The organism is Psychrobacter sp. JCM 18901 (genome assembly GCF_000586435.1).
Classification (GTDB): domain Bacteria; phylum Pseudomonadota; class Gammaproteobacteria; order Pseudomonadales; family Moraxellaceae; genus Psychrobacter.
Genome location: NZ_BAWH01000014.1, coordinates 20,325 through 44,742 on the forward strand (window position 1 = coordinate 20,325; position 24,418 = coordinate 44,742).

The following is a 24,418-nucleotide window of genomic DNA, read 5'->3' on the forward strand; positions in this document are numbered from 1 at the left end:
TGTGTTGTAATCTTGGAAAAATACAGACAGAATGAATAGTGGCATTAATGTATTCAATTATTAACATGAAAGCTAGATGTGACACTTATTATATAAATATCTATTTGCTTATAGATAAATTTTGAGGAAAAAACAATGAGTATGGTTTCAGAGTTTAGAGAGTTCGCTGTCAAAGGTAATGTGATGGATTTGGCAGTCGGTGTCATCATCGGTGGGGCTTTTGCTACCATCACAAAATCTTTGGTAGATGATATTATTATGCCGATTGTCGCTTTTATTTTTGGCGGCGAGATTAATTTTGAAAACATGTTCTTAGTTTTAGGCGATGCACCTGATGGTATTGCTATGACTTATGATGCGCTCAAGGAGGCAGGTGTACCTGTATTGGCTTACGGTAGTTTTATTACCGTACTTATTAACTTTCTAATCTTAGCTTTCATCATCTTTATGATGGTGAGAGGTGTCAATAAAATGCGCCGTGCTGAAGAGGTAGAGGAAGTTATAGAAGAAGCAGTAGAAGAGCCATCAGAGGAAGTGAAGTTGCTGCGCGAAATCAGTGCCAAATTAAGTAATACTAGTATTACGAAATAAATTATAAACTCGCTGACAATAAAAAAAGGCTAACTTCTCGTTAGCCTTTTTTTCTATAAAGTATTTACTATCATCTTTTATAAAATATTGGATGTTTCCGTTAAAAGAGAACTTTTACGGAGTAACCACTACATAATCATTGGTATTAATTAGAATTTCTGATGGTTGATCGACAACGATACGTACCACATTATTATCAACGACTTGAGATTTATAATAGTTGTCTTCTGCAACTGTGCAGCCTAAACAACGTCCCATCGCATTCCAAGGTTCAACAAATAGCTTCTGCTGTGCTTGATCTGCATTACCACCAATAAGTGAGAAAGGTAGGCTTACGATATAAGCTGCTGTTCCAGCTACCGCATTAACGAGTTGAAGTGGTTTGCCAACAATCGTATCGACTACCATCGTTTCATATGAAGGACCGAAATCAGTTTCATCAATTTCTATAGCTGCAAAAGTAGGTTGAATAGTCGCAGCTACCAATCCTAAAGTTGCCAATACAGTAAAAAAATCTCTGCTTAACTGTGCGTTGAGTTTTTGCTTTAACAGTCATAACGATATCCTGAAACTCATAGTAGTATGATTAATGGCTGCTGCTATCTTCACGCAGGAATCTTGCGGCAACAATAGTTAGGCTAAATATTACAGAAAAATAAATGATACGCACTATTTATGTAAGCGCTAGCACTATTAAAGCAAGATGTGCGCTAATAAGCAACAAAAATGAGAATAATCTAGTGATAGCTTTGGCAGTATTTGATACTTTTAAAAATAGATACTCTGCCCAGATATTAGCTTCATTTAATCTAAATATACCATAAGCAGATAGATATCATTTATTAGCTATTTTAACGGCTGACAATTTGGACAATAAACACTGGCTCTACCAGTAAGCTTGATGTTTTCTAGCGTCGTACTACAATGCAGACAGCTCTCTCCTTGTCTACCATACACATTTAAGGTTTGCTGAAAGTAACCAGTTTGACCACTTGCTACTGTGAAATCCCGTAGTGTCGAACCGCCTAATTTTATCGCTTTCTTTAAAATTTCTTTAATATGACTCACTAAAATGACAATCTGATCGTATGAAATTTGATTGGCTGGTGTAGCAGGGTGGATGCCGGACAAGTACAGACTTTCAGTCGCATAGATATTGCCAACCCCAACCACGACTTCTTGTTCCATGATGACAGATTTAATCGCTCGGGAGATGGGTTTTAGTCGTTTGTTTGCTTTAGTATTATCTGTCGATGACCCATTGCCATCTTGGCTAGATAAATCTATACGCTGGATTAAATTGTACAAATAGTCTGCGGTAAAATCTTTTGAAAGCGGCTCAGGACCTAGATGATCTAGTAGTTTATTGCCGTAATCTTCATGCCATAGTACTGAACCAAAACGTCTCGGATCATAGTAGTGTAGCTGAGACTTTTCATTATCAGCATCATTAAAGATGACAACCAGATGATCATGTTTACGCTTATCAGTACCATAGCTATGTTGCTGTAAGCTACCTGACATTCCTAAGTGAATAAGAAGCTGACGTGGTTCAACTTTGCTGGCTGATATGGGAGCGTTATTCTGTGAATCTACTGGCAGAAAATTAAGAATCAGATACTTTGCTCGGCGCTCGACACTCTCTAATGTGTAATTAGCTAGCTCGTCCAAGTTATCTGGCATCATCCATCGCAGCTTTGGTTGAAATACTTTAACATCAACTACCTGTTGCCCCAACAATGGAGCAAGACTGGCTTTAGTGGTTTCTACTTCAGGTAATTCAGGCATAGTATTTTTTGACAACTCTATTGTGGAATAAACAACGACTGGCTTAAGGTTTTATTTACACGACTGCACGGCGTGCGTGCAAAATACCATGTTGCTGCTCTAATTTTGCGAGCAACTTAGATAGATGTGCTAAGCCTGAGACTTCAATATGGAACTTTAAAAAAGCAATATTGTCGTCATTACTTAACGTTTGCACTTGGCGAATATTGACGTTTTCTTTATCAATTATCTGTGTCAAATCACGTAGCAAACCTCGTCGGTCATATGCTTCGACATGAATATCAACGGGCTGATAACGCCCCGTCTGCACTTGCCAAGCGGCTTCTATCTTACGCTCAGGGTCACGCTCGACCAGACGTAAGTACTCTGGGCAGCCTCGATTATGCACGCTAACGCCACGCGATAAAGTGATGTAGCCAGCTATCGGTTCGCCATGCACAGGATGACAACAACCTGCCAAATTGATTTCGATATTATCCAAACCATCGATATGGATTTTATACGCATCGAGCTTACCTGTATCTCTGTTATCTACATGAGGTACAAAGCTCTCTGGTGGTATCTCAGGTTCAAGGTGTAGCTGACGAGAGATATGACTGGTTAACTGATTAAGGCCAATATCACCTGTCACTAGCCCCACGATAATATCGTCGGTCGTATTGACATGAAAATGCTGAATATAGTCGTTCAGATCAATACTATTAGGATGAACAGATAGGCGCTCAAGCTCTTTACTGAGCATTTGGCGACCTATTTCAATATTCTTATCACGGTCTTGCTTATTGAACCACTGGCGCAGTTTTGAACGGGCGCGATTGGTATGAATATAACCTAACGAGGCTACCAACCAATCACGATTGGGCTCACGCGATGCCTTAGTAATAATCTCAACTTGCTCACCTGTTTTCACTGATACGTCAGTGGCACATAGCGTTGATTGACACGAGCAGCCTGCGCACGGTTGCCAACTTGAGTATGCACATAGTAGGCAAAATCGAGAACGGTCGCGCCTTTTGGTAGCTCAGTAATATCACCGTCACGGCTAAAGATATAAATACGTTCTAGTTCATCAAAATCAACAAGTTGTTCTTCTTCGTCAAACTCGATATCGTCTATCTCTTCGCCCGCTACCACAGCTGAGCGTGGTTGATTACGTGTCTCATTGTTGATAGATAATAATTGGCGTAGTGAGCTGATTCTTTGATTCAGATAATTGTCTTTTTTTGTTCTTTAGCCCTTCTTTGTAATTAACGTGCGCACACATGCCAAGCTCGGCCTCAAAATGCATCTCATGAGTACGAATCTGGACTTCGAGTGATTTGTTTTCTGCAATTACAGCAGTATGTAGCGAGCGATAACCATTGGACTTAGGGTTAGTAATATAGTCATCAAACTGCTCAGGAATGTAACGCCATAATCCGTGTACTAATCCTAAAACGTGATAACAGTCAGAAGGGCTATTGACCAACACACGTAAGGCGCGAATGTCATAAAGCTGATCAAACGATAAACCTTTGAGCTTCATTTTTCGATAGATAGAGTAGATATGTTTGACGCGCCCAGATACTTCGCCTTCGATACTGGCGTCTGCTAATGACTCATTTAATTTGTCTTGTACGCGCTGAATATAGGACTCACGTTCACTACGTTTTTCTGACAGCAGCTTAGCAATTTCTTTATAGCGATCAGGCGCGAGATAACGGAAAGCTAAATCTTCAAGCTCCCATTTTAGCTGCGCAATACCTAAACGATGGGCTAATGGCGCATAAATAGTCATGACTTCACGTGCGACACGCGTTTGACGCTCTGGCCTAGAAAACGTCAATTCACGCATGGCGAAAGTACGTTCAGCCAGTTTTATCAGTACCACGCGCACATCGTTAGTAACAGAGATGAGCATGCTATAAATATTTGATAGCTGATCACGCTGATTATTGACGAAATGATCTTCTAAGCGCTTGTTGCTCTCGATAATCTCCGACAGTTTACCCATTGCAAGGGTGTCTTTAACAAGCGTCAAAATATCTGGACCAAAGTTTTTTTCCACTTCAGCGAGACTAATAATTGATTTGCGCGCACTGCGATACAGCATGGCCGCGACCAATGCTTCTTCATCTTGATAAAGATAGGTCAAAATATCAGTCATACCAATACCGGTCACATAAGCGCCTGAACGCTCAGATTCACTGGTGTTCATATGACTGCGAATAAACTCGCAAGCTGCACTTAGGTTGGGTACTGACTCTTGTCCAATACGCTTGGCCACATTATCTAGCCAAGTAGGTACGTCAATATTGGCTTGGTCTAAGTCGACCGCCTCAAGCTCTTCGTTTGATAGCACATTGGTATCATCCAAATACTCGTCTTCAATGTGAGGGTCATGCAAATGATAAGTGTGTGCGGCTGAGCGATCAAAAGTAGTATGTAGCTTGTGAGTTGCCAACTGGTATTTGATGTCGAGGGGAATTTGGGCATAGCTATTGCTGACTGGTGAGAGCGTTGGCTCGCCACCAGTTGCGCCGCAAGTGTTGCACTATCGGCCTGCGTGGTTTGTCCATCCACCAGCGGTAATCCTTCACGAATTTTTACCATAGCCGACTCCTCTTAGCTATTTTGAATTGATTATAACCTCATCTACTATGCACACACTCTGAATTAATGATCCATAAAGTGTCAGCTATAAACCAATACAACTGCTAAAAATGTTATTTTTAGCAGCTATAAAATGCGCGTAAAATATATAAAGCTATGAGTGCAAATGCTTGCTATGTAGCGATTGGAAACATCACCAAAAACATAGGAAGATTGTTTACTATTATCTCATTTTAAAGTGACAAATCAAGCGAGCCTCTGTATGGCTGTGGTCAATTACGCTAAATAATGGCTATTTATTAGCACAAACTTATCAAAGCTTTGGGTTAACTTAGATAATTGTAATAACGCTTAATTGTCTCTTTAATCAGGTTCAACTATCAGTTGTTACTAACTATTATCATTTTTGAAGACTAACAATGTTAAACCGCTACCTTCTCGAAACGAGCGATAGATTCAACATGACCCGTATGGCAGAACATATCCATCACGCCAGCATGAGTCAGACGATAGCCTTGTTCTAACAATGCTTTTGTATCACGAGCAAGGGTCGCTGGATTACAAGAGACATAAACAATGCGCTCAGCATTAAATTTTGGCAAATATTGCATAATCTCCCAAGCACCAGAGCGCGGCGGATCAATCAACAGTGCATCAAAGCCTTGGTTGGCCCATGGCTTATCAGTACAGTCTTGAGTCAAATCTTGACTATAAAACTCAGTATTGTTGATACCGTTGCGACGAGCGTTGTCAGCAGCACGTTCGGTCATGGCTTCACTGCCTTCGACACCGACTACTGAGCCTATCTCGCCAACGAGGCGCGCTAGTGGTAAGCTAAAGTTACCCAAGCCACTGAATAAATCTAGTACCCTTTCACCTGCTTTTAAGTCCAACAAGTCACAGGCAAGCTTAGTCATCTGACGGTTAACCGATAAGTTTACTTGGGTAAAGTCAGTAGGGATAAATTCAAAAGTCAGATCATACTCTGGCAATTGATAATATAAACGACCAAATTGTTCGCTCAAATCATCAGCATCTGTTAACGCAATACGTTGGATGCTATCAACGCCTTTCGACTGTAAATACAATTGCCAATTACGCGCTGCGAAAAATACTTTTAGTTTGTCTATATCAGCGTCTGACAACGGTTCTAAATTACGTACGATGAGCGCAACTGGCTGATTGCCATCAGGTAGTTCTGGCAGTTGCTCACCCATTGCAAGCTCAAGCTGAGCAATCTTGTCACGGCTCTCTAAAGTGCTAATAAGTGTTTTTAGGTTTTCAATCTCGAAACCAATACGCGGATCCAAGATATGGCACTCATTTAGCTCTGCTAAGAAGTTACTTGAACGCTCGCGGAAGCCGACAAGTGCGGTTTCTTTTTTTGACAACATAGCGCACGCCCAAACGTGCTTTGGTACGATAACCAAGACGATCGCCGACCACAGGAGGGAGCCAATTGTCAGGTTCCGCGTTGGCTTGGTGCATTAGCATTTCAGCCAGTACTGACTGCTTGAAGTTTATTTGACCATCTGGTTGCCAATGTTGCAAGTTACAACCGCCGCAGGTACCGAAATGCGGGCAGGGTGGTACAGCACGTTCAGGGTTTGGGTTGGCAGTAATGCTAATGGCATCGCCTTCTTCAAAGCTAGCACGGCTGTTAGTTATTTTTACTAAGGCGCTCTCACCGGGTAGGGCAAAGCTAACAAAGATCTTTTTGCCATGCTTGTCTTCAGCATGACCTTCAGCAACGTCAAAACCATTACCATACACAGCAACACCGCGACCATCATGTGATAAGCCATCTATATTGAATGGAATTGGCTCTGCATCTTTTAGACGACGACGTGTCTTTGATGATGGCTTTGATTTTTTCTTACTCGGCGGAATGACAATCGTTTGGGTGTCGTTTGTTTGAGCTTCATTCGCTTGAGTGTTACTATTTTGCGCTGCCATATCAGATGCTGTAGATGTTTTTGAATCGGTGGGTTGCATAAACCTGCCTTAATAATAAATAACTAGAAGAGGGGAATAAAAACTACTAATAATGCGAATTCTATAATTCAGGTGCAGATGACCAGTCAGCGATAAACTCTTGATGTCGCGGACTACCGTCAGCTTGGGTATACTTTGCCAGATAGTCATAGCTCTGCTGCTGCCAGGCATCAAAATCTTGTGAAGACAACTGTCCTGTTAGACGTAACCAGCGTAAATAAATAAGCCAAGTATTCATGACATCAGACTCACAGTATATAGATAGGGTCTGCCAGTCACCGCTACTAACAAGCGCGCCGACCATGCTACCATCTACATCAGTTTTACCAGGTAATCCGTACAGACTTGCGACGATATCCATGGCTTCGCGGCGACTAGCACCGTACTGGCTAAACCGATCCATCAAGTCTAGATGACGCGTATGAAAGCGATTAACATAGTTATCAAAGCGCATGTTTTTAATACGCTCGCCTTCTTCGAACAGCCATGGTGCTGACAAATCATATTGCATGGCACGATATATCAGTACAGGTATGTCAAAGCCCGAGCCATTCCAACTAATAAGTTGTGGCAGTGTCTCAATGTCGGTAAATGCTCTAAAGAATTTGGCTAGGATTTCTTTTTCACTAAATTTATCGGCAGTCAAAGAAAATAGCGATAACTTACCATCCTTGATATACAGAGCTGAGATACAGACGATACGCTGTAGTGGCAAGCGCATAAAGTCATGCCCTGCCTCTTGCGTACGTATGGCTGTCAGCGCGCTTAAGGCATCTGCATCATTAAGATCGGCCAATTTCGGATAGATACGGCGTGCTGCATCGACATCGGCAACAGTCTCGATATCAAAAACCAATATAGGGTCGGATGGTAGCGCTTGTGACATAGATAATCCTGACTATTTATGAGCTTATAGTTAATTCATTATAAAAGAATAACAGCGCTAACCTTGCTTGAAGTATTACATCTGCACTTGGCCGCTTTGCACTTCTTTTAAATTAACGATACTAAATGGTATTTCTTATGCATTAATTAACTTCTGCGCTGCTGTTGTTCGTATTACTATCATCAACGTTATATAAACCTGTTGATAAATAACGATCGCCACGATCGCAAACAATGAAAGCAATAACAGCATTAGGATTTTCTTTTGCCACTTGGGTCGCTGCCCACGCAGCTGCGCCCGAAGATACTCCAGCAAAGATACCTTCAGTCTTCGCCAATTTACGCATATAGACTTCAGCAATACGCTGATCGATATCCATCACTTCATCAATCAAGTCTGCATCAAAAATACCTGGCATATAGGCAGCAGGCCAACGGCGAATGCAGCAATCGAAGCTTCTTCGTCAGGCTGTAGGCCGATGATTTTGACGTCTGGATTTTGCTCTTTTAAATAACGTGACACACCGGTAATCGTACCTGTCGTGCCCATCGAGCTAATAAAATGCGTAATTTTACCTTCTGTCTGTGCCCATAGCTCAGGGCCTGTAGTCAGGTAATGTGCTTGGCTATTGTCAGGATTATTAAACTGATCCAATACAACCCCTTTGCCATCTGCTTGCATCTGCAATGCCAAGTCACGCGCAGTTTCCATACCTTCATCTACTTCAATCAGCGTTGCGCCATAAGCAATCATGGCATCTTTACGTTCTTGGGTAGAGTTGGTTGGCATGAGCAATGTTATTGGGTAGCCACGCATCGCAGCGACCATGGCCAATGCAATACCAGTATTGCCACTAGTGGTTCAATCAACATATCGCCAGGCTTGATATCACCGCGCTGTTCTGCTTGATAAATCATATTAAAAGCGGGGCGATCTTTTACGGAACCCGCTGGATTATTACCTTCAAGCTTAGCTAGTACTGTGGCGCCATTGGCAATGTGCTCTTGCTCAGGCAGGCGTTGAAGTTTCACCAATGGCGTTTGACCAACGCAATCAGCGAGGGTAGTGATTTGAGTAATAAAGTTAGCATTTGACATGGCCGTAGTGGACATAAAGTATCCTTTTCTATTTTTTAAATATGTTTTTAATGGCTTGTTTTTGATGGAAGCGCTGTTTTTATTGTTTGATCATAATTTTAGACAGTCGCTTGGGTTATAGGTTTACAGTGATAAGCGAGCTAAAAACGAAAGGCATTAGAGTGCGCTCTCATATGTTATGACTATGAGCGATATATTGTGGTAAATAAAAAGTGGCTTTATTATATCATTTTGTTTTCAGCTGCGCTTATCGCATCAAGGATTAATAGTCACTGTATCAGGTCAGTACTAATGCTACGTTAAGGGTTGCAAAAATGGGACTGTTCGCTTAAAGCCATATTCTCTTTAACACAGAGTGGTTGGTACTCTAATTATAACGTTATTCATCACATGGAATGCTTAACCAGTACTTATAAAATCCTGTTAAGATAATCTTGAGTTATATATCAATTGTCTTATCAAAACCAGTGACCTTATTAACGATTAGTGGCTTCATTAAAAGTAGCGCCTTACCCAAATGCTTTGACACGACATGCTATAAGTAACACGAATACTGACATTATCACAAAAATTCATGGCAAGAACCTAGTAGAGAGTAGACCTAGCATGGCATATAAAAAAAACGTTTCGATACCAGTAGTGCTTATGGTCAGCTGATCATACTGGTGTTTTTGCCTATCTGTGTGTTGGCAGCAGTAGGCGGCATTTTGGTATTTCACGAAACCATGCGTGCAAGCGACTCTGAGCAAGAAGTATTGGCCGAAGCGGTACTTATTCGCTATACGCCAGTCATAGCTGAACTGATTCCTGAGCTGCTAGAACAAGAGCGCCAGCAAGTAGGGAGTAGTGCTGAGAGGACCCAGCAAGCGGCGATGACGACGCTAGAGGGCATCCAAGATAAGCTTGGACGTATGCAGTCTGAGCAGCATGTACAGCGCATTGCTATTATTAATGAAGGCAATCAAATACTGGCAACCGTCGGTTATGGTCTCAATGAAGAATGGCCATTAATCAGTGATTCTGCAAGCTTTTTATCACAACGCCCAACGCCTGTAGGCACAGCGTATGGCAGTGTATTGGGAGAGTTTGAAGGGCAGACATTGTGGTTGCTCGTGGATATGGATAATGAGCCGCTTTATATTGCACGCTACCGTATTGCGATGGCGTTAGTGATTACTGGCTTGTTTACTATCTTGATTCTACTACTGAGCTTAAATATCTATTCGAAACGTTGGATTGCCCCCATTTATGAGCTGCGGTTGCAGTTGCAGCGTACCCATGTCGATAATTTATACCAACCTGTACCCGTTGAGTCAGATGGTGAACTGAATCTATTGCAGCAAGATCTAGTCAGAACATTGCGCCGCTTGCATAGAAGCTTTCAAGAGCTCAAAGACCATGCCGAGCAGACTGAGGATGATTTACGGTTGGCATTTGATGAAATGGAGATGCAAAACATCTCTATTCGAAATGCACGTGATGCAGCGATTTCAACCAGCCAAGCAAAATCTGCGTTTTTAGCCAATATCAGTCATGAACTGCGTACACCATTGAACAGTATCGATGGCTTTATTAATCTGCTGGCACGCCATGGTGAGCTTAATCCTGAGCAGGACTTGTATGTACAGACCATACGTAAGTCCTCAGCACATTTGCTTGCTTTGGTAAATGATGTCTTAGATTTTTCTAAAATTGAAGCAGGCAAGCTGGTATTGGATCGCCATGAGTTCGATCTCTATGACACCATTTATGATGTGGTCGATATGCTATCTCCTGTCTCTGCGGAGAAGGGTTTGCGCATGGCAGTACTGTTTTACAATGATGTGCCGATGCGTATCAATGGCGATGCGTTACGTCTTAAGCAAGTATTGACCAATATCGTTGGTAACGCCATTAAATTTACGGATAGTGGCGATGTGGTGGTGCGTGTGAGCTTAGATGACCACCGTGATAATTATCTGATGATTAGTGTGCAAGATAGCGGAAAAGGTATTTCTCTGGCAGATCAAAAAATGCTGTTCCAAAGCTTTAGCCAAGGCGATCCATCAATCACGCGTCAGTATGGTGGTACAGGGTTAGGTTTGGTCATCTCCAAACAGTTGACGCGCTTGATGGGCGGTGATATTGGGTTTCATGATAATGCGCAAGAGAATATTGCCAACCAAGGTGCAACGTTTTGGTTTCGCATGCCAGCCCATGTCGACGTGCTAGAGGCGGCCACAGGACAGACGATTGAATTGCCAGTATTAGCGCCACTAGCAAGCGAGACCGATGAATTTAATGTACTGGTTTGGATCAATCATACTGCTTCAATACAAGTGCTTAAGGCCAGCTTGCAGTATTTGCCAATTAAGCTAACTCAAGCCAACTCATTACCAGGTGTACTTGAGTCACTAAAAGAGCACGGTAATTATTGGGATTGGGTCATCGTTGATGATGACACGCAAGACGATATGATGGCGCTCCTCAAGCAAATTCGTCTGCATTATCAAGGTAAGCTTGCTGTATTTGGCTATCAAGTGGCTGCCGATCAAGCGCTACTCAATCGCTATCATGCCAACATACTGTATGAGCCATTAGACAAAAGACAGCTGTACGCGATGCTTGATACGCAAAGCCGTAGTACGCCGCAAAGCTTCAGGAACCACGCTGGAAAGGGGTCACGGTACTGGCAGTTGATGACCATTTGCCCAATTTACTAGTGCTTGATGCTCTATTGAGCGAGCTAGGGATTCAGGTAGTTACTGCGAGCAGTGGGTTTGATGCTATCGAGATTATCAGTAAACAGCAAACCAAAAACATCAAAACTGCCAAGAGCGATAAGCAAAGCCTATCGAATAAAACGCAACTTTCTAAAGCAGAAACACGTGATGAGATAAATAAGAAAACAAATAGCGCGTTCTATCATGAGGACACGAGCGCTGATGATAAAGCGGCTACGCAAGATAAAGATAATATTGATCTGATCTTTATGGATATTCAAATGCCGCGGATGTCGGGACATGAGGCAGCTAAGCAGATTCGAAATATCGAAAATGCGGATAGTCGTATCCCTATTATCGCTCTGACCGCGCATGGGTTGGCAGATGAACGTGACAAACTTATAGCCAGCGGTATCAATGACTATGTTGGCAAACCGATTAGCCAACCTCAGTTATTACAGGTGCTACAGAAATGGCTTGGTCGTAAGAGTACTACACCACAATTGACCGCGTTGCCTGATACAGATTTGCAGAGCTTTGGCTTACAGCATTCTGATTTGCAGAGTGATAATTTACAAGATGCTAATGTACAAGGTGCTAATGTACAGAGTATCGACCCAACAGGGCTGAGTTAACTCCTATTGACTCGCTGCGCGGTTACTCAATTAATGATAATGATTTATCGAACGACTTGCTCTCTAATAATATAAAAGGGCAAGAGACTCAAGCCAGTTCAGATATATCTTCAAATACATTAACCGCTACTTATCCAATAATAAGAGGAGACGGGGTAGATCGTAATAGTACTTCTGTCAGTAGCGAGCCAAAAATTACCCGTCCATTATCCTTGAAAAAAATCCGTGATGACTATCTGCGTGATAGCCAGCCTCGTGACGGCTATAGACGAGATACTGCGCGTGATATTCAGCCGCGCTATGAGAGCTTACGTCTACAAAAACAAGGTCAGTCACCACTACTACAATCACCAACAAAGTCTATCGACAGCTTTCAAGACCAAAGCCCTCAAGATAGAACAGCTCACGATAATACGACTTTACACGAGCAAATTAATAATGACCTTAGCCACAACAATATAAGCAAAAGTGATACCTCAAACATTTTAGATTGGCAAGATGCGCTCACTCGTTCAGCGAACAAACCTGAATTGGCGGCCAAGCTTATTATCATGATGATCGATACTATCAATGATGAAAAGCAGGCGCTTATTCAGGCATGGGAAGCGCATGACCGCAATATGCTGGCACAAATTGCCCATCGTATACTGGGTGGTAGTCGATATACAGGTGTACCGCAACTGCGTCAGGCTAGCCAAGATTTGGAAGATAAGTGCTTGCTGAATGTACAGCATACGACACCTGTGCAATTTGCAATGATTGAGCCTTATTATGAGGCATTATTAACGGCGCTAGACAACTTGCAAAAGGTGGATTTATCTTCTTATCCTCAGCTTAATTATCATCGCTTGAGCGAAAATGACATGACATGGAAAATGATATAAGTTGACGGTAAGGCAAAACAGACAAAATCATTCAGATTCAGAGAGCGATAGGTAATCTTGTTAGATTTGCTTATCGCTATCAACTAGGTACTCTGTGTCTGCTGTATATGAAACTGACTATAGTATCGTGGCAGTCAGTTATTACTACGGTACAACAAAGACAAGCCTGCTAATATTGTGAATATTAGCACCATATATGTTTTATTCATTAATAAGGATTGTTATGAACGCGATTGCAAGTTACCAGTATGAGACCTTACAAGTTAGTATTACAGACAACATACTGACGGTTACCTTAAATCGTCCACATAAAAAAAATGCCATGAGCTTTCAGGTAATCAATGAGCTGATTAAGCTGGCAGGTCGTATTAGCAAGGACAGAACCATACGCGCAGTCATTCTAAATGGGGCAGAAGGAACTTTTTGTGCAGGGATTGACTTAGGAGACTTAAATCATCCAAAGAACACAGCATTTGCGCTTTGGGAGCTGATCAAGCCATGGCAAAGTGCGTTCCAACGGGTGTGCTTGGTATGGCGTGATCTGCCAGTACCCGTCATAGCAGTATTGGAAGGGTATTGTATCGGCGCTGGACTACAGTTGGCATTGGCTTGTGACGTACGTATCAGCCATCCTGATTGTCAATTATCTATTATGGAAGCTAAGTGGGGGTTAGTGCCAGACATGGGACTGACCCAATCAGCATTTGGGGTCCTACGAGAAGACACTCTAAAAGAGCTCGCCATGAGCGCCCGTATCATCGATGCTAATGAAGGCAAAGAGTTAGGCTTGATTAGTCATTGTAGTGAAGCGCCTCTTGAACAAGCGCAAAAGCTTGCTGCCGAATTCGCAGAGCGCTCTCCTGATGCGGTGCTAGCAAGTAAACGCGTGATAAATGCGATGTACGATCAGCCTGCTAAGACTTTATATAAAGAAAAAGCATGGCAGCTTAAAATGATGCTTGGTCGTAATCGTAAGCTTGCCCTCAGAAAAGCAAAGCAGGCCAGCACCTTATTTGGCAAACGCCAATTCCGCTAAATTTTTGCTATCAGTAAATTTTCTAGTGTTATTTTCGTTTGATTCATTCTGATAAAAGAAATTGCTACCTAAGAAAACTAGACATATTTTGATTAATTATTTGACGATTTTTAATTGTTAGCGGTCGTTTCGCCAATATCTTATAGCCATTGAAATGCAAGCAGATAGCACGATATAGCATTGTCTGCTTGCACCGATGTGGGTAAAGATGCACTATTGTTGTTAAAGGTGTTCATTTTGATTACTGGATAAGCCAGTAAAATGACGAAAGCCTACCTAATAACACGTGCAAGCAATTAAACGTTGAAAAATAAAATATTAAAAATAATAGCCACTATATAAAACGGTCTAAATATGTCTGCTTCAAAACCCTCTCTTCCAAACAAACCTATCGCTTCTGAGCGAGTGCGCTCTGCTGATTTGCCTGTTGCATGGATTATGATGCTTGGGCTGATGGTTGCGGTAGGGCCATTATCAATTGATATGTATCTGCCAGCACTGCCATCGATGGCCGATGATTTCGGTGTTTCAACGGCATTTATGGCCAACTCTGTTCCTGCATACTTTTTAGGTTTGGTATTTGGGCAGCTATTTTACGGACCTTTTAGTGACCGTGTTGGCCGTGTCAAACCCTTATATATAGGTATGACGTTATACGTTATCGCTTCTATCCTTTGTGCGACCACTGACAATGAGTACGTGCTTTTTGCAGGCCGTACTCTACAAGCGTTGGGCGCGTGCGTCGGTGCAGTAGTTACTCGCGCTGCGATTCGAGATCGCCTCACTGCCAAACAAACGGCAAAAGCTTTTTCCATCATGATTTTAGTGATGGGCTTAGCACCCATATTGGCACCATCGCTTGGCGCGCTATTCTTACAGTTTTTTGATTGGCATTCTATCTTTTGGTTTTTAGCTGCATTTGGCGCTCTTAATTTGTTACTTACTAAGTTTTTCTTTTTTGAAACTTTGACCGAAGAAAACCGTAACGTACGCCCTGCAAGAGAAGTGCTCAGTCAATATTGGGACTTATTAAAAGACCCGACCTTTAACTATCCAGCAATTGGTGGTGGATTGTTAATGGGAGCAATGTTTGTCTATATCAGCTCCGCTTCAGAGCTAATCATGGATACTTATGCGTCTCAGCAACACATTTCGCTTGGTTGTTCGGAATGAATGCGGCAGGTTTTGTAGGTTTGACTCAGTTAAACCAATGGCTTACCAATCGCTTTCGAATACTAAGTATTCTGCGCTTTGGGGCAATGATGCAGGTTATCTCTGCGGGTCTGCTATTCGTGATCGGCTTGCTTTTAGGGACGGACGCTTGGTTGCCACTAGTGCTGGCTTGTATTTTCTTTTGTATCGCAGGACTGGGTCTGACCCAGCCCAATGCTTCTGCAATTGCGCTCGCTTTTCAGAAACGCCGTGCTGGTATGGCAAGTGCGCTACAAGGTTCGCTAATGTTTTCAGTCGGTATCTTTGGCGGTTTATTATTGAACCTGTTTCCAGTCAACCCAGTTCTCAAAGTTGGTATTGCCCTGTTCTCACTAATGAGTTTCGGTTCTTTCCTGATTTGGAAAATTGATCGTAATCTCAACTTGGACGACGCAGAGTAACAGCGCCTCTATTTTAAGTTAACAGTATTTCAAAAAAAGCACTTATACGTTCACAGCGTATAAGTGTTTTTTTCTGTGTTGAATAATTATTCAGTTAAGGATCAAGTCTCATAGAGACTTTAAGTAGCAAGGTCACTAGACTTTAGTAAACATAAGTTGTTCCGAATTATATGCTGTATTTTATATATATAACTAAACGTAGATAATGACCAAACATAATTATTGCAATCGCAAAATTAGGTAAGTATTATCTAACGTAACTTTCTGTAAGTGGATATGTATAGACATTGCTTAACCTTGCTAGATTGTCAATTAATTAAAATGTAAAACAACGTTAGGTTTCAAGGATAGATTATGAAGCAGTTATATCGAGCGTTACCGATTTTGTTGAGTGTTGGCCTATTCGGCTGTGGGAATTCCGCTACTCAAGAAAGTGCAAGCGCACCAGTAAAGGAAAACACAGATAGCTTTGTGAGTAAGTTACCTGATACAGCGCCAACATTGAAAGTTGCCATGACTGGTGATTTGCCGCCTTTTTCATTCCAGGATGACTATGGCAATATGCAGGGCACTGATGTTGATTCAATTCGTGCTATTGGTGAAGAGCAGGGGTTCAAAGTCGAGTTTTACAAAGAAACTTGGCAAGACATGTTCGATAGCGTCGAAACAGGAAAGCGTGATCTAGCGATTTCTGGTATTTCTTACAAAGACGATCGGGCAGTGAGATATGGTCTATCAACACCATACTTTTTCAACCCAGCTACTATCATGTATTTGGAAGGTAAGTTCGATATAAAAGGCTTAAACGATATAAAAGGTCTAAGAGCAGGTACGTTAGAAGGCTCTAAAGAAGAAGACACACTAAAAGAGATGGGTAGTTCAGTGGAGCTAATTTCGAGACCTACAGCATTTTTGGCGTATCAGGATTTGGTTCAAGGTAATACGGATGTCTTCTTGTACGATATGCCAGTCTTGCAATATATCGTCAAAGGCTATCCTGAGCATAAAGTGAAAATTGTACCCTATGAAGCTGCAGATGCGCCTTCAGCCCAACAAGTGGTGCTCATGGCAAAAGAAAATACTCAGCTTATCAAAACGGTTAATGAAGGTATTGCCAAACTAAAAGAAAAAGGGACATTTAAAGAAATTGAGGCGCGCTGGTTGGGTGAAGCTGACCCTACTGAAAAGAGCGACTCTGACACCAATACTAAGCAATTGAACTAAGGAATTCTGAAGATGGCAACCGTACCTAATGTTGACAATAAGCGCTATCAAGGTCTGATTATTTCAATTGCACTATTTTTATCTCTAATCGGTGCTTTGCTGGCGTTTACGTTTTATACCTCAAATTTATTAGAAAGAAACACCGCTTTAATTGACCAAACTAACCAAGTTGCGAATAGTGCACAGGCAGTAATTAAAGATCTTTTCGATTTAGACAGTAGTTATGGTGAGGATACTAACTCTCCGCACATACAACGAGTGCTAAGCCGTTTAGAACAAAATACTGCGCTAATCACTAGCTCGATTGCTGCTATTGAGCAAGGCAGTACAATCACAGATGCAGAAGGTAATAGCTATGACTTGCCAAAAATTGATAGTCAAGCACAGACCAATATTGCTGCGGCCAATGAGCAATGGAAAGCGCTAGAGCCTAAGATTCAAACATATCTAAAAGATGCTGATAATATCATGGTAACGTCTGCTGATGAATTGACGCAGGCCGTTGAACAGGCGAAAACATCAAGTTTGTTTATTAACGATTCTTTGGATAATTTGACAAAAGACGTGTTCGATAGTGCACAACGTCAAGCAACGACCATTCGTCTTATTCAGGTACTTGGTGTTGCCGCTATCTTTACCTACTTCCTAATTTTCGTATTCTTCTTTGTACGTCGTCTACGTGAGACGGATGCTGAAGCACTTGCCGCTCGCCAAGAAACGCAAGAGATTATGGAAACGGTAAATACGGGTCTTTTCCTACTTGATAAAGACTTGAATATTGGTCAACAGCATTCTCGTGCGCTTAACAATATCATCGGCTCTGATCGCTTGGCAGGGGAGAACTTTACCAATGTCTTGCGTGGTCGTATCTCTGATAAAGACCTTAAGACCACCCAGCAATTTATTGAGCAGCTCTATAACCCTCGCGTTAAAGAAAAACTGGTAGATTCACTTAACCCATTACACAAGGTCATGCTACATAACCTATCTGAAGACAAGAGTCTTGATAATCGCTTCTTAGATTTTAAATTCTCACGTGTTTATGACAATAAAGACATTGCTCGTATCTTGGTCAACGTTAACGATGTATCAGATGCAGTCTACTTAGAACAGCGCCTAGAAAAAGAGCGTTCGCAAAACGATATGCAGATTGAGATGTTAACGACTATCTTGAATGTGAATCCAAAGATTATTAATGAGTTTATTGGTAATACCCAAGCGCATATCGAGAAGATGAATAATATCTTGAAAAATCCTGGTAGCTCACAATATGAGCTTGAAGGCAAATTAAAAGCTATTTATCGTGAAATGCACAGCTTAAAAGGTGAAGCATCAGCACTAAAACTACATAGCTTTACGAAGATTGCTTCTGATGCTGAAGACAAGCTGCATGCATTACAAAACCAAGGTCAGTTGTCTGGTAATGACTTCTTACCATTAGCGGTACATTTGGATGATTTGCTTAGCTTATCGAATACGATTGCGACGTTGGGTGAGCGTATCAACCGCTCAGCACCGTCAGCAGCTAAGGCGTCAACCGTACAAGCACCAGTCGCTACTCAAAATCCAGTAGCAGACCATGCAGCTAGCAATGCTGACTTTGATGGTGGGCTAGATATCGACTTAGACAATGAAACAGATGACGATTTGCTGTCTTTCTACAATGAATTTACAAAAGAGATTGCTGCAAGACAGGGCAAGCGAGTACAGCTAAAAAGTACGACGCTGACCCAAACGAGCATTCCGGCGCATCTTGCAAAACCAATCAAAGAAATCAGTATTCAGTTGCTGCGTAATGCGGTAGTCCATGGTATCGAGTCGCCAAATGTGCGTCATGCTACTGGCAAACCTGACGTTGGGACCATTGATTTGGAAGTGCAAGACAACGGTTCAAACTTTATGTTGGTGGTGCAAGACGACGGACAGGGTATCAACTATGACAACATCCGTAATAAGCTGATTCAAGAAGGTCGTTTCGGTACGGAAGAGGCAAATCAGCTTAGCAAAGGCGACTTACTCAAACAGCTGTTCTCTTCTGGATTTTCTACCAAAGAGCACGCAGATGAAGACGGTGGCCGCGGTGTTGGACTTGATATCATCAAAGCAAAAGTAAAAGAGTATGATGGCAAGCTTAATGTAAATAGCGAGCTGGGTCAGATGACACGGTTTGTCATTACTTTACCTAAAGCTTAATCAAAATAGTAATTATATTGTCAGGGACGACAAGCACTTCATTAAAGGTAGTAGATAAGTTATGTATAAGTTAATGATTGTTGATGATTCAAATATTATTAGAAACCGTATTCAGCGTGCATACGATTCAGGAAAGTTCATGCTGGTGGCGACAGCGACTAGCGGTGTTCAAGCCATCGAAAAGTTCAATGTCCATCGTCCTGATGTAATCACTATGGACCTAACCATGCCACAAATGGATGGGCTAGAATGCATTGAAAAAAATCATCGCGATTGATCCTGAAGTACGCATTTTGGTGGTATCAGCGTTATCGGACAAAGCCACTGGTATTGAGGCATTATCATTGGGTGCCAGCGGCTTTTTGTGCAAGCCTTTTTCAGAAGAGGAGCTTGTAGAGTCTTTGTATGAGCTGATGCAAGACTAATACCATTCATCGACCAAAGCAGATGTCATTATGAAAGAGCAAAAGCTACAGATTTTTTTTAAGTATTATTAGTAATTACTTTGATCAGTTTGGCGGAGAAGAGCTAATTGCTGATACCCCTTACTTACTAGAAAACAAACAGCCAAAAGTCCATGACTATACAGGCGTGATTGGTATATCTGGTGGCCAAAAAGGCGTGGTGTATTTTTCGGCGACGCGTGACTTGCTGTCTTCAATATTAGACAGCATGGGCGAAACCGATAAAAGTGAAGAGAACTATGTAGATCTGGCTGGGGAAGTGGCCAATACCATCGCAGGCAATGCACGCAAAGAGTTTGGCTCAGAGTTTCATATCTCTGTACCATTTGTGTTCAAAGGTGCGCCGCAAAGTATTGTATTGCCGAACGATGAGCGTTCTTTTATCATCCCCATCACTTGGCATTCTGAAGTAGGCGAGATTGTGGTTTGTTTGCAAGATTAATGCTGCCACGTAATACAGATGGATATTAATATATTATGGTTAAAGTAGAAAAATTGGGTGTATTTCTAAGCTCGATCAATGCGTTTTTTTGCGCAAATCGATGGCTCGGAAGTGTCAATTGATACCCCTTACTTGAACAACAACAAAAGCGCGATTGGCTTTGATTATAGCGGTGTCATTAAGATATCAGGGCCTTTAGAAGGTTGCGTCTATGTCAGTGCACCAAGCGCGATGTTGCGAGAAGTCATCAAAGTGATGGGCGAGCCTGACTCTTCAATCACTATGATGAAAGATTTGTTGGGTGAAATGGCCAATACAATTTCAGGTAACGCTCGGACAGAGTTTGGTTCAGAGTTTATTATCTCGCCGCCGCACATTGTAGAGAGTGCCCCAAGCGTGTCTTATTTACCTAAAGATCGTCAAAGCTATATCACACCATTTACGTGGCGTGGTTACAAAGCGGTCATTGGTATTTGCATTGCATAAGTTATAGTCAATCCTCTATCAACGAGTGATAACTATAAAAGAGCGGCAGCATTAACCTTGCTTAAAAAATAGCTATTAAAAAGATAATCATAAAAAAGCGATGCAAATGTGTCGCTTTTTTTGTTTTATTATCGCCGTAGTTTGTTTTTATCTTATTGATACGCTACAAACAAACTGCTGGAGATTCCAAGGCGTTATGTGATAAAATACAGCGCAGCTATTTTTTTATAATTCACTTTATAGTTTAGATTTGAGCATTTGCTTCAATCTAGCGATAGCTTCTTTTTTTAAACCAACCAATGACACACACATCATGGCAAAAAAATTGCTGGGTGTTTGGCGACTTGATTAATTTGTGATCTGTTAGTGCTTTACTAATGAAAACTAACCGGTAGCAGATGCGTGTCGCTAAATAGGCTGTTTTTGTGATGTGGAGGCATAACCCAACCAATAGGATATATTCTCATGGCTACAAAGAATCCAACCAAAATCGAAATGCGCGACTTACTACAAGCAGGCGCTCACTTTGGTCACCAAACACGTTTTTGGAACCCAAAAAATGGGTCCATACATCTTTGGCGCACGTAACAAGATCCATATCATCAACCTAGAGCACACCGTAAAAGCGTTCAACGAAGCGTTGACTTACGTAAACGGCCTAGCTGCTAAGAAAAACAAAGTATTATTTGTTGGTACTAAACGCGCTGCAAGCGGTATCGTACGTGAGCAAGCAGCTCGCGCTGGCATGCCATACGTTGACCATCGCTGGTTAGGTGGTATGTTGACTAACTGGAAAACTCTACGTCAGTCAATCAACCGTCTAAAAGAGCTAGAAAAGCAAGCAGAAGACGGTACTTTCGCTAAGCTAACTAAGCGTGAAGCGCTAGAGCGTACTCGCGATATGGAAAAACTTGAGCGTTCACTAGGTGGTATTAAAGATATGGGCGGCCTACCTGACGCTATCTTCGTAGTAGACGTAGATCACGAAGCTATCGCTATTAAAGAAGCCAAGAACTTGGGTATCCCAGTTATCGGTATCGTTGATACTAACTCTAGCCCAGACAACGTTGACTACATCATCCCAGCTAACGATGATGCTATCCGTGCTGTGACTTTGTACGTAACTTCTATGGCTGATGCTATCATCGCTGGTAAAGAATACGCACAAACTCAAGCTGGTGGTAAAGCTGAGCAAGCACCTGCTGCAACTGAAGAAGCGCCAGCTGCAGAAGAAGCTGCAGCAACTCCAGCAGAATAAGTAGCTGACTTAAAAAGTTTAACTTTGTAAGGATGTCTTGATAGTGTATCTATCAGCATCCATATAATGTTTTGAACAGCGTATAAGCTCATAATAGGCATGATGTAGTTTTACTCGTCATGCCTTGTTATTGAATAAAGCCTTATTAATAACGCCATGCGTATAAGCGAGTAGCTATTGGGCGAGTATTATCGCTCCTACTGGTCATATCGCTATATTGTACAGATGTTATTTGTTTGACATCATTGATGGCTATATTAGTAATCGTTCAAAACGAGCTGTCTGCTAGATTTTAAGTAATACTAAGATATCGAATAGAAATACAGCATTTAGAAATACAGCACTCCTATACATAACTATACTAAGGTGACTCTTATGACAGAAGTAAAAGTATCTGCCAAAATGGTAAAAGAATTGCGTGACCGTACTGGTCTTGGCATGATGGAATGTAAAAAAGCGTTAGAAGAATCAAACGGTGATGTTGAAGTTGCCATTGATAACCTACGTAAATCTGGTCAAGCTAAAGCAGCTAAAAAAGCGGGTAACATCGCAGCTGACGGCGCTATCATCATCGCTCAAGGCGAGAACAAAGCATTCTTGTTAGAAGTTAACTGCCAGACTGACTTCGTTGCAAAAGATGACAGCTTCACTGCATTTGCAGAAAAAGTTGCTAACCTTGCGCTAGAAAACAACGTAACTGACGTTGCTGCTATCTCTGAATTGTCTTATGGTGAAGGTCAGACTGTTGAAGAAGCACGTGTATCTCTAGTACAGAAAATCGGTGAAAACATCCAGATTCGCCGTGTTGAAACCCTTGAAGGTGCTAACATCGCTGCATACCGTCATGGTCTACGTATCGGTGTAGTTGTATCTTATGAAGGTGGCGACGCTGACACTGGTAAAAACCTTGCTATGCATATCGCTGCATTCAACCCTGTTGCTGTAGATGATGAAGATGTTGCTGCTGACGTATTGGCACGCGAAAAAGACATCATCGAAGCAAAAGCTCGTGAGTCTGGCAAGCCTGATAACATCGTTGAAAAAATGATCGAAGGTGGCCTACGTAAGTACCTAGACGAAGTAACTTTACTACGTCAGCCATACGTTATGGACAACGACAAGAAAGTTGGTGAAGTCCTAAAAGCTGAAGGCGTAAAAGTACTTGGCTTCAAACGTCTAGAAGTTGGTGAAGGCATCGAGAAGAAGCAAGAAGACTTCGCTGCTGAAGTTGCTGCAACTCAGGCTGCTAACAAGTAAGCATCAAATAGTATTGGATCAGCTGTGAGTCCTTAATTGTGACTCACAGTTTGGCTTTATTACTCTTAATGCATCAAGATATAAAGCAGCCAAACATAAAAAAAAGCCCATTAATTCGTTAATGGGCTTTTTTATGTTTGGCTTTTAGGTAATTGGCTTAGCGTAAAGCTGCATAGGCTGAGTTGGCATAGCTGGCACTATTAACATTGCTGCTGGTACCGTAACTGACATTCTGTAAGCCATTACTGGTACTGGTGCTACTGGTTTGATTGTTAGCACTGATACTTGCACCAAAAAGCCCTGCATCATTCTTATACAAGCTATGATAACGGCTCATCACTCTTTGAACATAGTTACGTGTTTCTTTGAATGGAGGGATGCCACCGTATTTATCGACATTGCCTTCACCCGCATTGTAGCCTGCGACAGCATGTTCGACATTGTTATTGAAGCGGCGCATGAGCCAAGCGATATACTTAGCTGATCCTTCGATATTATCTGCAGGGTTCCAAGGATTGCTGACATTGAAGCGGCGCGCAGTCGCTGGCATCAACTGCATAAGCCTTGCGCCCCCACTGGTGAGCGTGCGTTTGGATTAAAAGCTGATTCGGTATGCATCATCGCTTTCATAAGGGCAGGGTCAACACCGTTGCGCTCAGCGGACGCACGAATGTAGCTGTCGTAAGAGTTGCGACTTCCGCTGTTGCTAGCGGCGCTGCTACCATAGCTATCGCTACTTCCGTCATACATCTTAGAGTCTTTATAATAAGTTACTTTTACTTTTTTTCGTAAACTTATCAAAATTTCCACTAGGATTGACGTTGGTCAACAGTACTTGTCCACCTTTGTCTTTGTAGATATACATATTGCCTGCATTGGCAGCGACAGAAAAAGTCGAAAGAGCAATGGCACTTAGCAAAAGGGGAGATAAGCAGCGAGTCATCAAAGTAGCCGTATTTATCATAGTAAAATCACTTTTTATCGAATAACAGCAAATTATTTTGCCTACATATGCGTTGATTTAGGCGCTTAAGCGGTTACTGATTTTGCAGAATTATTTAGCCCACTGTGAGGACAGCAGCTTAGCAATTATCACTTTCAATAAGGAACCACTTGCAATAGATACAAAAAATAATAGTTGCTTACTATAACATATAATAACTTTTTGACGCATCAGATTGACAAACTAAGTTGTAAAATCAGATTTCTATTATTAAATAACCTTAGATAAATCAATATACTAACTTTTCTAAGTGACTTAATGAGCCATTTGTA

General features: G+C 41.8%; 12 protein-coding genes and 7 pseudogenes. 12 read left to right on the forward strand and 7 right to left on the reverse strand.

Features of this window, described 5'->3' with window-relative positions; translation table 11 throughout:
• The first annotated feature begins 135 nt into the window (after positions 1–135).
• The gene (mscL, locus tag TT11_RS10715; RefSeq protein ID WP_261870450.1) at positions 136–591 is read left to right on the forward strand and encodes a large conductance mechanosensitive channel protein MscL; all 456 of its coding nucleotides are present in this window, start codon (positions 136–138) and stop codon (positions 589–591) included.
• Between the two features lie 114 nt (positions 592–705).
• Here the strand turns inward: mscL and TT11_RS10720 are convergent, their stop codons facing one another.
• The 6 genes and pseudogenes from TT11_RS10720 to cysM all read right to left on the reverse strand — a co-directional run bounded on the left by TT11_RS10720 (position 706) and on the right by cysM (position 8,949).
• The gene (locus TT11_RS10720; protein ID WP_261870451.1) at positions 706–1,092 is read right to left on the reverse strand and encodes a hypothetical protein; all 387 of its coding nucleotides are present in this window, start codon (positions 1,090–1,092) and stop codon (positions 706–708) included.
• 345 nt (positions 1,093–1,437) lie between these two features.
• The gene (mutM, locus tag TT11_RS10725; RefSeq protein ID WP_134292618.1) at positions 1,438–2,379 is read right to left on the reverse strand and encodes a bifunctional DNA-formamidopyrimidine glycosylase/DNA-(apurinic or apyrimidinic site) lyase; all 942 of its coding nucleotides are present in this window, start codon (positions 2,377–2,379) and stop codon (positions 1,438–1,440) included.
• Positions 2,380–2,434: 55 nt separating this feature from the next.
• Positions 2,435–4,971: pseudogene (locus TT11_RS10730) on the reverse strand (bifunctional (p)ppGpp synthetase/guanosine-3',5'-bis(diphosphate) 3'-pyrophosphohydrolase).
• A 422-nt stretch (positions 4,972–5,393) separates the two neighbouring features.
• Positions 5,394–6,966: pseudogene (gene rlmD, locus TT11_RS10735) on the reverse strand (23S rRNA (uracil(1939)-C(5))-methyltransferase RlmD).
• Between the two features lie 61 nt (positions 6,967–7,027).
• The gene (locus tag TT11_RS10740; RefSeq protein WP_160021514.1) at positions 7,028–7,852 is read right to left on the reverse strand and encodes a 3'-5' exonuclease; all 825 of its coding nucleotides are present in this window, start codon (positions 7,850–7,852) and stop codon (positions 7,028–7,030) included.
• 142 nt (positions 7,853–7,994) lie between these two features.
• A pseudogene (gene cysM / locus TT11_RS10745) lies at positions 7,995–8,949 on the reverse strand (cysteine synthase CysM).
• A gap of 665 nt (positions 8,950–9,614) precedes the next feature.
• Between cysM and TT11_RS10750 the strand changes: the two are divergent.
• The 11 genes and pseudogenes from TT11_RS10750 (at position 9,615) to tsf (ending at position 23,143) form a co-directional block, all read left to right on the forward strand.
• A pseudogene (locus TT11_RS10750) lies at positions 9,615–13,170 on the forward strand (ATP-binding protein).
• 223 nt (positions 13,171–13,393) lie between these two features.
• Positions 13,394–14,206, forward strand: a complete 813-nt coding sequence (locus TT11_RS10760; RefSeq protein ID WP_101204229.1) for a crotonase/enoyl-CoA hydratase family protein — start codon at positions 13,394–13,396, stop codon at positions 14,204–14,206.
• Positions 14,207–14,644: 438 nt separating this feature from the next.
• Positions 14,645–15,819, forward strand: a pseudogene (locus TT11_RS10765) (multidrug effflux MFS transporter).
• Positions 15,820–16,173: 354 nt separating this feature from the next.
• Complete coding sequence (locus TT11_RS10770; protein ID WP_261870452.1) at positions 16,174–17,043, forward strand: transporter substrate-binding domain-containing protein; 870 nt, start codon at positions 16,174–16,176, stop codon at positions 17,041–17,043.
• Positions 17,044–17,055: 12 nt separating this feature from the next.
• Positions 17,056–19,236, forward strand: a complete 2,181-nt coding sequence (locus TT11_RS10775; RefSeq protein ID WP_261870453.1) for an ATP-binding protein — start codon at positions 17,056–17,058, stop codon at positions 19,234–19,236.
• Between the two features lie 73 nt (positions 19,237–19,309).
• Positions 19,310–19,513, forward strand: a complete 204-nt coding sequence (locus TT11_RS10780) for a response regulator (protein WP_261870472.1) — start codon at positions 19,310–19,312, stop codon at positions 19,511–19,513.
• Complete coding sequence (locus TT11_RS10785; RefSeq protein ID WP_261862712.1) at positions 19,491–19,661, forward strand: response regulator; 171 nt, start codon at positions 19,491–19,493, stop codon at positions 19,659–19,661. The genes TT11_RS10780 and TT11_RS10785 overlap by 23 nt, the downstream gene beginning before the upstream one ends.
• Positions 19,662–19,827: 166 nt before the next feature.
• On the forward strand, positions 19,828–20,142 hold the full coding sequence (locus TT11_RS10790; protein ID WP_261870454.1) for a chemotaxis protein CheX: 315 nt from the start codon (positions 19,828–19,830) through the stop codon (positions 20,140–20,142).
• 78 nt (positions 20,143–20,220) lie between these two features.
• Positions 20,221–20,628: a chemotaxis protein CheX gene (locus TT11_RS10795; RefSeq protein ID WP_261870455.1), complete on the forward strand. Its 408-nt coding sequence runs from the start codon at positions 20,221–20,223 to the stop codon at positions 20,626–20,628.
• Positions 20,629–21,093: 465 nt separating this feature from the next.
• Positions 21,094–21,886 (forward strand): annotated as a pseudogene (gene rpsB / locus TT11_RS10800) (30S ribosomal protein S2).
• A 375-nt stretch (positions 21,887–22,261) separates the two neighbouring features.
• Positions 22,262–23,143, forward strand: coding sequence for a translation elongation factor Ts (gene tsf, locus TT11_RS10805; protein ID WP_114701165.1), 882 nt, complete (start codon positions 22,262–22,264; stop codon positions 23,141–23,143).
• Positions 23,144–23,300: 157 nt separating this feature from the next.
• Here the strand turns inward: tsf and TT11_RS10810 are convergent.
• Positions 23,301–24,107 (reverse strand): annotated as a pseudogene (locus TT11_RS10810) (lytic transglycosylase domain-containing protein).
• Positions 24,108–24,418 lie beyond the last annotated feature (311 nt).